This is a genomic window from Vibrio sp. Vb0598 (assembly GCF_033338935.1).
Lineage (GTDB): Bacteria > Pseudomonadota > Gammaproteobacteria > Enterobacterales > Vibrionaceae > Vibrio > Vibrio alginolyticus.
Genome location: NZ_JAWOTP010000040.1, coordinates 1 through 9,223, shown reverse-complemented (window position 1 = coordinate 9,223; position 9,223 = coordinate 1). Strand labels below are relative to the sequence as shown.

Here is a 9,223-nt window from a genome sequence, read left to right as displayed (position 1 = left end):
TATGCGTTGAATTTTGTGATTAAGGTGGTTTGCGGCGGCTTCGGTGTTGCGTTGCTCACCCCTTAACAGGGCGTTATGTGTCAGAGATAGATTATGAGATTTTTGCAACTATTTATCTTGATCTTAGTAGCAGGGTGTTCAAGTTCTGTAGAAAACACTTACTCATCGGAATATTTAGATCTAGAGCCAATAGAGTTTGTATCGCCGAGATACCCCAAAGTTGCAGTAGAGAATAACCTGTCAGGGTATGTGGTCATGACGTTTAACATTACTAAAAATGGGGATGTGACTGATATTGTTGTAATCGAGTCCTCCCCAAAGGGAATCTTTGAAAAGGTAGCTGTACAAGCGTTGTCCAAATGGAAATATGAACCACTTGAAGATGGTGAGCTTATTGCTCAAAAACAAAAATTAGTCTTTAAAATCTAACACATAACAAATTGTTCAAGAGTGATTCGGCACACGTGGCATTTTTGCTATGCGTTAGTTTTAGTGGTTAAGGTGGTATGCGGAAGCTTTGGTATTGCGTGCCTCACACCTTAACAAGGCGTTATGGCGCAGGGGCAAAATCGGCTAAGGGAGTAATATGAGCAAGCAAGTAATAGTAGCTTTGAAGTGGCTCAAAGGTCTTTTGGAATCAGAGAATATCGAGTATCAAATAGTTGGTGGTTTAGCGGCTACGATTCATGGTGGCAATCGCGAAATTGCAGACATCGATCTCTACATCGAAAATTCTGATGCAAATAAAGTATTATCCCTCGTTTCGCAGTATGTTTCTAAGCCACTAACTCGGTACTCAGAATATGGTTGGGACTTAGAGTATTTTCAGCTCATCTACCGAGATCAAAAAATTGAAATAGGCTTGGCTCACCATACCAAGATCCAATCTTCACTGGACGGTTCGTGGCATCAACTTGAAATCGATTTCTCAAGTTCCGTTACTAAAACTTATCAAGGCATTGAATTGCAAGTTATTCCTGTTCATAGGTTAGTTGAATATAAGCGAATATTGGGTAGGGAAGTAGACCTCATTGACGTTCGGCAGTTAACTTCAAGTTCAGCGCCATAACAAAGCATTTAAGAGTGATTCCTAACGCTTGGCATTTTTCATTTCATCGTTGAGTTCAGTGTTTAAGGTGGTATGGTTGGATTTCGTGGTCGCGTTACTCACACCTTAATGCGGCGTTAGTTGGCATGAAGGAAAATGCAGCAATAGTGCAAAATTTCATGGTAAAAGCTCAAAGCTAAAGTGGTAGTTTAAGCTTTCAAATTCGATGCTTATTCTTTGTCTAAAATCCAAAATTGGCATTGTTTCACAGCTCGGTTTGCATCTTTGATGCTGCGAGTTTGAGGTTCATCGAGTCGAATGCTTTTGCTGAAATTTTGCTCGGTGAGTTTGTATTTTTAAAAGCTAATTTACTCGCTGAAATCGCGCTTTCTTTGGCGCGGTTTGTTCCACGTGGTTTCATTAATAAGTCGCTTTGAAACTACGCCTGACTTTAATGCATCAAAACACATAATCTTTGTTGTTTGCAAAGTTTAAACTGACGTAAAATCAGGGTATTGGGTCTGCCAACTAACAAGCGCTTCAAGACGGATTCGCAACGCGTGGCATTTGTGGTTTGCGGTAAATTTAGTGATTTAGGTGGTATGCGGAAGCATCGTATTGCGTTGCTCACCACTTAAGCGGGCGTTAGTTCTCAAAGTTGTTTTAATATCAGTGGAGTAAGCATGTTTACAGGCATAGTTCAGGCGGTAGCCGAAATTGTTGATGTGACAGATCAAAGAGGGATTAGAACTTTTGTTATCGACTTCCCTAAAGGGTTTTGTACTGATCTAGAAATTGGGGCGAGCATTGCTATTGACGGTGTATGTCTGACAGTCACTGAAATACAGTCAGATGTTCGTGTTAAGTTCGACGTAATGTTGCAAAGCCTCTTAATTACAACTCTGAGTAAGTATTGCTCATCCCAATTAGTTAACGCTGAGAGAGCCGCAAAAGATGGGGCAGAAATTGGCGGTCACCCTCTATCAGGCCATGTGGACTTTAATGTAGCTATCGTTGACGTAAAACAAATTGAGGATAACTATTGTGTTCGCTTAGCGCTCCCTGATGCTTGGAAAAGATATGTTTTCCCGAAAGGTTATATAGCTCTAAATGGAGCGAGCTTGACCGTAGCTGACGTAAATAAGCATGAAGGTTGGTTTGAAGTTTGGCTTATTCCTGAGACTCTTAGAATGACGGTTTTTGAATCAAAAGTCAGTGGTGACTTTATTAATATAGAAATCGAGCGTGGTACCCAAGTTGTTGTTGATACGGTTCGTGACACGCTAAATGAAAACCTTGGACCATTATTACCATTGTTTGAAAAACTACTTCTAGAGCAGGGTGTTGATTTGGATTCACTAGGCTATAAACCTCAGGCACTCAGTGGGTCAAAGAACTAACAAACTGTTTAAGAGTGATTCGCAACGCGTGGCATTTTCACCATGCGTTGGTTTTAGTGTTTAAAGTGGTATGCGGCGGCTTTTGTATTGCGTTGCTCACACCTTAACAGGGCGTTAGTTCCCCAGAGGAAGCAATCAATCCGTAGGGAATTTTTGTTTCTGGTGTAGTACACGCATAACTCGGATGATATCGCCCTCAACCCAGTAAGATACAATCATCGAAATCTCAGGAATAATGAGCAATCGTCCGCGGATGCCATCTCGTTGTACACCCATTAAAGGTTGTTCAAGCAAGTTTTCTACTTTTGCTTCAATGAGGTTGTCAGTTTTTTCTGCCGCATCAGGGTTGAAGTCATAGAGAAACTCGAAGATCTTTTCACGATCATTAAGTGACTCTTCTTCCCATAAAATCATTGCTTACCTCGATTACGAATTCTGGCTTTGCGCTCTTCCATTCGAGACTTAGCAGTTTGGTGTTCAACGAAAACGGATTTTCCTGAGTCAAACTTCTCAAATGCTAGGTTTACTTGTTCAGTTAGCCATGCATCGTGAGATAATGTTTTTCTTTGTTGTTCAGCGAGTTGCTCAGTAAGTTCACGGCAAGCATCACTTAGAGTTCGACCTTGGCTCTCAGCCATTTGTTGAGCTAGGCGTTTTGTTTCTTCATCAACACGAAATTGAATTCTAGTGTCCATGATGTATTCCTTTGTTGGTGTGTGTACAAATGTTAGCACTAGGCTTTGAGATGGGCAACTAACAAACAATTTAAGAGTGATTCGGCACGCGTGGCATTTTTACTATGCGTTGGTTTAAGTGATTAAGGTGGTATGCGGGAGCATCGTATTGCGTGCCTCACACCTTAATTGGGCGTTAGTTTGCCAAAATTTAAAGATCGAGTTTTTGATGGAAGAATATTTTAAAATTATCATTCCTTTGATAGCAGTTTTTCTTGGCTGGCTGCTTAGTCAGCTGTCTGGTTTATTTGCAATTGGTCGTGAGGAAAAGCAGTTTCGGTCAAGTGCTTTACCTGCAATGCTAGATCTGTATTTTCAAAAGAATAGAATTGATCATGTATTAGCTTTTTTTAATGGGAAGCTAGGCGATAGTATGGAGAAGCTGCATGAAATATTTAAAAAACATGATGCAGATTTAGACAGCAGACGAAAGCTTATCGACGAACTAATGTCCAAATTTGAAAGTACTCGACAATCCAACTTAGACTTGCCGGAGAAGAATAAGATAAGTTTGGATAAATCGATAGAACGTTCGATAAACGAACTATCTAAGGTAGATGCTGTGTCTGCTTATAAGCTGGAGCGAATTTACAATGAGTTTATTCTTCTAATGGAAATACGATTCCCAGAAGAGGAACTTGATGCAAACTATTATCTAGATGTCTGGTCTGAATTACTTGGTGTATTCCGTCAAGATTTGCGAACACTACGTAAGTTGATTCTTAAAGTTGCTAGATCGATAAGCTTCTGTGATTACATCAAGGTACTTATGCTTTTGAGGGCTGAAGAGAAGCTATTGAAAAGTGTACCCAAGGAATCATTGGAGTCGATACTTAAAATAAAAAGACGAGCAAGTTCTTAATCATATGAGGGTTTGGCAACTAACAAACTGTTTAAGAGTGATTCGCAACGCGTGGCATTTTTACCATGCGTTGGTTTAAGTGATTAAGGTGTTATGCGGGAGCTTCGGTATAGCGTTGCTCACACCTTAACAGGGCGTTAGTCGCCAGAAAAAGCTAGCAATCAAAATCATGTTTCTGAGCTCAAAATTTAGCAGCTGTTTGCTTGGTACACCGATTAATCGTTGATCATCAGAGCTTAGTTCTAACTGTTTTAAGTCCAAAGTTTTGTACCTGTCCTAGCGGTTGTTTTGTTCTTTGGTGCTTACAGAGTAGGGTAATCGAGAGTCTGTTTTTGGTTGCAACTCCGCTCGGTGAGTTTTTCAGTGCAAAAGCTGATTTAATCGCTGAAATTACGTTTTCTCTGGTGTTGTTTGTTCCAAGTGGTTTCATTGAGGAGCTGCTTTGAGACTACGCCTGACCTAAGTGCATCAAAGCACATAAAGTTTGTTGTTCGCAAAGTTTAGTTCGGCTTAAAATTGTCGCTCGGTGCCTCGCGACTAACAAACTGTTCAAGAGGGATTCGCAACGCGTGGCATTTTCACTATGCGTTGGTTTTAGTGTCTAAGGTGGTATGCAGCGGCTTCAGTATTGCGTTGCTCACCCCTTAACAGGGCGTTAGCATACTTTGATAGGAGTTTAGATGACTACGATAGTCGAACAAATTGTTAATCGTGAAATTGACTCGGTCATCGTGTACGAATCTGACCAAGTTATAGCTTTTGCAGACCATGACCCAATCAACTTTGGACATATTTTAATTTGTCCCAAGACTCAATACCGCACTTTCATCGACTTGCCCGAGTCTGTGTTTTTAGAGATCACCGACGTCGCAAGAGATTTATATAAGCGTATAGAAGCTAAGTTCAATCCCGATGGTATCGGCTTTATGCAAAACAACGGAGAGGCACCTCATTTCAACGAGCTCGACCATTACCATTTGCATATTTTCCCTCGGTTCCATGGCGACCAGTATGGTTGGATTAGTAGTGAACTTGGGATTCAAACTATGGATAAACTTAGAGAATCACTTAAAGATCTATGAGCGTTGAAAAAGTATGCTAACAAATTGTTCAAGAGTGATTCGGCACGCGTGGCATTTTGACTATGCGTTGGTTTTAGCGGTTAAGGTGGTATGCAGAAGCTTCGGTATTGCGCGCCTCACACCTTAACAAGGCGTTATGTGAAACAACAGATTGGGAGTGTAGTTTGAGTATTCTTTTAAATCAAAACAACAAGTTAGCTCAACGGAAGAGTGAGATACGTAATGTTGCAAGACGTTTGAATACATTGTATGTCAAGGCTGTAGAAGAAAGTGTAATTGCTATAGATGGGCAGTTAACTAAAGCTAAAGATGATTATGAAAGTGCAGGTGAACGCTATCATGAAATAATGGAAAAAGATGGTTACCCTGTGCAACCATCTGACGAAGCGATGGATATTATAGGTGAGCAAGCTGAGCATTATTACGACGTACAAATGTTAGAAGACCAACTGCTTTCCTTGTCTGAAATGAAAATTATATCGCTATTTAAAAGCTTTGAAATTGTTCAAAAAGAGCTCATTAACGTGGCTTTTGAAAATGTGAATACTAGAGAACTATATTTATGGGAAAATGTTAAGTCATTCTTTAATTCCAAAAACATCAGTTACGGGCGTTTGTCTGGGTACGATAATATCAATCAATTGAGAGTTGTAAATAACAACATTAAGCATTCACATGTAATTGATGGTGAAGTTAATCGACTTGGAATCAAAGAGTTTAAAGACTTAGATGTCTTTACCTATGAGTCATTAGATAAGTTCTACAGCAGAGTTTCAGGGAGTGTTGAAGCCTTCCTTGAAACATTGTCTGAGAGTATTATTAACCATTTATTTAGTTATGATGATGATAGATTATGTGAAATGGTTGACGAATTGTCTCTAACAATGAATAAACAAACGATGCTTAAGCTAGCTAAATTGCTAGAGGAAAAAGCTGACACACTATCTAAAGAGAGCAAGTTCGTTAGGCATTGGATGTCTAGTTTCACATAACAAAGCATTTAAGAGTGATTCCCAACGCATGGCATTTTTCATTCCATCGTTGGGTTTTGTGTTTACGGTGGTAAGGTTAAGTTTCGTAGTAGCGTTGCTCACACCTTAATGCGGCGTTATAACTCATAGGAGTACACTTGAGTAAGAATTTGAAACAGTGGAAAAATACACTCAGCACAAGTGAGATTGCTGATGGGATGAATTTTGCTCAACAAAACGCTAATCGGCTATTGAGCGATGCTGAAAAACTGTTTGAACTTGAAAGCTATCCGACGGCTTACTCCATAGCTGTTTTAGCAATTGAAGAGGCTGGAAAAATTTCAATCCTACGTGAGTTAGCAGTCGCAAGAGATGGAAAAGAAGTCAAAGACGCTTGGAAAGCTTATCGGACTCATACCAAAAAGAATGTGATGTACGTATTTCCTTTGTTGGTCGCAAATGGTTGTAAAAAACTCCGTGATTTCGGAGGTATTTATTCCGAAGAAAACGATTTTCCAGCGCTATTGGACGATTTAAAGCAAGTTGGCTTTTATACAGACTGCTTGGGCCAAAAACGTTGGTCTGTTCCTAGTCAGGTCATCGACAAAGAAGCAGCTAAAAATATTCTGAGAATTGCTCGTACTTTGTGTGAGCATAGAACATATACGCAAACACATCAAACCTGTGTGGAATTCTTCAATGCCAGAAATGCAACTAGCTTTAAAAGCATGGTTCAATGAAATGCTCAATGAAGGTTTAGCGAAAGAGTCTAATATTTCCTTCGAAGATTTTGTGGGCTAAATGAGTTATAACAAAGCGTTTAAGGCAGATTCGCAACGCGTGGCATTTTTGGTTTAAATCGGCTTTAGTGTTTACGGTGTAATGATTTAAGCTGGGTTGTAGCGTTGCTCACTACTTAACGCGGCGTTAGTTTCATAACATTTCCTATACACCACTGAGTGCATATGTTATTCTTTTTATTTCATAAAATAAGCCCTAAAATTATACATGGATGAGTGATGAGTAACGTAATTTCAGTTAGCAGTTTACCGTATAATTTGCCAAGCAATGAGCAAGAACAATTAAGAATATTAGCTAAAATAATCGGTTTTAAACCAGAACTACTTGTTGGGGCTGGAAAAGTAGAAGTAGATGCGATTTGTTCGATGATCTTGTATAGACATCTCAGTCAGAAGCAACGAGTAGATGCTATGAAACTGATACGAAGTGTTTCGAATAGAGCCTTAATGGGAAAACTAGTAACAGGAGCGCTAGACACTACTTTTGTTAACCCACAATATGGCATGTGGTCAATGACTGAGAAAGAGTTACAGTCTGATAAAGATTTTCATAGCTTTTTAGACAATTTCGCTAGTTATATAGGTATTGGTGCTTCAAGCCTTGGACTCAAAGACCTATACAAGGAATCTAAAGCTAGAGGTAAACTTGGCAGAGGTGGTTTAGCTATGCTTGTCATTTGGGGAGCTGTTGCGTTTAATAAGTCTGAATTAAAAAAAGTTAATACAGAGTTAGAAAATCGAAGTGTACGATTGGTTTCGGGGCTTCATCAATGATTTCAAATATTATTTCTTATGTGCTTGTCACTGTCTTCGCTATATGGTTGTGGAATGATGCTCCAGCTCAACATAGAGATAACCTGTTCTATGTGGCCGTAGTATGTTCTCAAATCGGTTTCTTTATTTATTCTCGAAAGTTAGAGAAACTTAAAAATAAGGTAGAAGACTTGGAAAATAAGCACTCTCTAGAAACAAAAAACTAACAAGGCATTTAAGAGTGATTCCCAACGCTTGGCATTTTTTATGTCATCGTTGGGTTTCGTGTTTAAGGCGTACAGGTTTCGTCTGGTGGTAGCGTTGCTCACACCTTAATGCGGCGTTAGGCGACGGGCAGGAAAGTCCTTTGTTCTCATTTTCTTAGGTCTCTTTGAGCATTCGTTTTTCTAAGTCGGCAATTCAAGATTGTCTGTTCAAATTCATGAATCTCTCTGGCCGTAAAACATGCCAAGGTTTGCGGGTTGCCTCATTGGTTTTCATAGCCGGTTGGTTGTGAGTTTCATTGGCTCAAAGTGTGGCAGGGGCAAGTTAATTGAGGCTTTTGTTCTCGCTTTAAGTTTGTAGCTTTACGTTTCGTTTCCTCAAAAGCAACTTGATCGCTGAAAGTCTGTATTTCGTGGTCGCTGGCATCTTAGCTGAAACATAGTGACATTTGTGGTTCTTGAATCACAAAAAGTCAGTGGGTGTTTGGTTGCTTATTGGGTTTCGGGTAATCTGCTTGCAAACATCCTTGAACACTGGTGGGAAACTTCGCCTAACAAGGCGTTTAAGGCGGATTCACAACGCTTGGCGATTTCAGTTCAAGTCAGGTTAAGTGTTTAAGGTACAATGGTTTAGGTTTAGTGGTTAGCGTTGTTCACCACTTAACGCGGCGTTAGCTATTTCTCGTATATAAAGGAGTTCCAGTGGTAAAAGTTCTCGTTAGTTCATGTTTGGTTGGAAACAACGTTAGATACAATGCGAGCTGTTTATCAATCCCAGAGCCTGAGTTGCTCTGGCTAAAGTCATACACAGAACTAGTGATTTTTTGCCCCGAAGTATCAGCAGGTTTACCTATTCCTAGAGCACCAGCTGAAATTATTACTGGTAAAGGTGTTGATGTGCTGGATGGTTTGGCAAACGTTGTTGGAAATGATGGCATCGATGTTACGGAACAATTTGTAAGTGGGGCAGAAAAGGCTTTGGAACTTTGCAAAAACCAGCAAATAAAGTACGCGATTCTTGCAGAAGGCAGTCCTTCCTGTGGCAGTTCAAAAATTTATGATGGCACATTCAACGGGATTAAAATCGATGGTTCAGGGGTAGCCACTGCATTGTTAGAGCGCAATGGTATTAAAGTCTACAGTCAACATACGATAGCTAAACTCCGAGAGGCGTTGGAAAAACATAGCTAACAAGCTGTTTAAGAGTGATTCGCAACGCGTGGCATTTTCACTATGCGTTGTTTTAAGTGATTAAGGTGGTATGCGGCAGCATCGGTATTGCGTTGCTCACACCTTAACAGGGCGTTATGCGCTCGCAGAAATGGAGATAATCAATCATGGAAGATTTA

The 9,223-nt window shown here is 40.0% G+C and carries 11 protein-coding genes; 9 read left to right on the top strand and 2 right to left on the bottom strand.

From position 1 onward, the window contains the following. Positions 1-93: 93 nt before the first annotated feature. From R7Q38_RS22475 to R7Q38_RS22465, 3 genes are all read left to right on the top strand, one after another. Positions 94-429, top strand: a complete 336-nt coding sequence (locus tag R7Q38_RS22475; RefSeq protein WP_053304439.1) for an energy transducer TonB — start codon at positions 94-96, stop codon at positions 427-429. Between the two features lie 157 nt (positions 430-586). Next, a complete protein-coding gene (locus R7Q38_RS22470; protein WP_213885666.1) occupies positions 587-1,069 on the top strand; it encodes a nucleotidyltransferase domain-containing protein in 483 nt (160 codons plus the stop codon). A gap of 662 nt (positions 1,070-1,731) precedes the next feature. Next, a complete protein-coding gene (locus R7Q38_RS22465; protein ID WP_140273189.1) occupies positions 1,732-2,448 on the top strand; it encodes a riboflavin synthase subunit alpha in 717 nt (238 codons plus the stop codon). Positions 2,449-2,583: 135 nt separating this feature from the next. Here R7Q38_RS22465 and R7Q38_RS22460 read toward each other — a convergent pair whose 3' ends face one another. Together R7Q38_RS22460 and R7Q38_RS22455 are read right to left on the bottom strand one after the other, a co-directional pair. Further along, positions 2,584-2,862, bottom strand: a complete 279-nt coding sequence (locus R7Q38_RS22460) for a type II toxin-antitoxin system mRNA interferase toxin, RelE/StbE family (RefSeq protein WP_005398411.1) — start codon at positions 2,860-2,862, stop codon at positions 2,584-2,586. Then, complete coding sequence (locus R7Q38_RS22455; protein ID WP_005398409.1) at positions 2,859-3,143, bottom strand: type II toxin-antitoxin system RelB/DinJ family antitoxin; 285 nt, start codon at positions 3,141-3,143, stop codon at positions 2,859-2,861. The genes R7Q38_RS22460 and R7Q38_RS22455 overlap by 4 nt, the downstream gene beginning before the upstream one ends. Before the next feature lie 208 nt (positions 3,144-3,351). Here R7Q38_RS22455 and R7Q38_RS22450 point away from each other — a divergent pair, with 208 nt between their 5' ends. From R7Q38_RS22450 to R7Q38_RS22420, 6 genes are all read left to right on the top strand, one after another. Then, a complete protein-coding gene (locus R7Q38_RS22450) occupies positions 3,352-4,044 on the top strand; it encodes a hypothetical protein (RefSeq protein ID WP_050926536.1) in 693 nt (230 codons plus the stop codon). 680 nt (positions 4,045-4,724) lie between these two features. Next, positions 4,725-5,126, top strand: a complete 402-nt coding sequence (locus R7Q38_RS22440; RefSeq protein WP_005433790.1) for an HIT family protein — start codon at positions 4,725-4,727, stop codon at positions 5,124-5,126. 164 nt (positions 5,127-5,290) lie between these two features. Next, entirely contained in the window at positions 5,291-6,118 is an 828-nt protein-coding gene (locus R7Q38_RS22435; RefSeq protein ID WP_172563621.1) for a hypothetical protein, read from the top strand. A gap of 137 nt (positions 6,119-6,255) precedes the next feature. Further along, positions 6,256-6,837 carry an AbiV family abortive infection protein gene (locus R7Q38_RS22430; protein WP_318114371.1) on the top strand — a complete coding sequence of 194 codons (582 nt, stop codon included), beginning with the start codon at positions 6,256-6,258 and terminating at the stop codon, positions 6,835-6,837. A gap of 279 nt (positions 6,838-7,116) precedes the next feature. Next, positions 7,117-7,671, top strand: coding sequence for a hypothetical protein (locus tag R7Q38_RS22425; RefSeq protein ID WP_053807654.1), 555 nt, complete (start codon positions 7,117-7,119; stop codon positions 7,669-7,671). Positions 7,672-8,576: 905 nt separating this feature from the next. Then, complete coding sequence (locus R7Q38_RS22420; RefSeq protein ID WP_054730711.1) at positions 8,577-9,065, top strand: DUF523 domain-containing protein; 489 nt, start codon at positions 8,577-8,579, stop codon at positions 9,063-9,065. Positions 9,066-9,223: the final 158 nt, after the last annotated feature.

What these genes read in the sequence shown, in the direction of transcription:
- R7Q38_RS22425 (WP_053807654.1), top strand. Translation starts at nt 7,117, where the DNA reads ATGAGTAACGTAATTTCAGTTAGCAGTTTACCGTATAATTTGCCAAGC.
- R7Q38_RS22450 (WP_050926536.1), top strand. Translation starts at nt 3,352, where the DNA reads ATGGAAGAATATTTTAAAATTATCATTCCTTTGATAGCAGTTTTTCTT.
- R7Q38_RS22470 (WP_213885666.1), top strand. Translation starts at nt 587, where the DNA reads ATGAGCAAGCAAGTAATAGTAGCTTTGAAGTGGCTCAAAGGTCTTTTG.
- R7Q38_RS22460 (WP_005398411.1), bottom strand. Translation starts at nt 2,862, where the DNA reads ATGATTTTATGGGAAGAAGAGTCACTTAATGATCGTGAAAAGATCTTC.
- R7Q38_RS22455 (WP_005398409.1), bottom strand. Translation starts at nt 3,143, where the DNA reads ATGGACACTAGAATTCAATTTCGTGTTGATGAAGAAACAAAACGCCTA.
- R7Q38_RS22475 (WP_053304439.1), top strand. Translation starts at nt 94, where the DNA reads ATGAGATTTTTGCAACTATTTATCTTGATCTTAGTAGCAGGGTGTTCA.
- R7Q38_RS22465 (WP_140273189.1), top strand. Translation starts at nt 1,732, where the DNA reads ATGTTTACAGGCATAGTTCAGGCGGTAGCCGAAATTGTTGATGTGACA.
- R7Q38_RS22440 (WP_005433790.1), top strand. Translation starts at nt 4,725, where the DNA reads ATGACTACGATAGTCGAACAAATTGTTAATCGTGAAATTGACTCGGTC.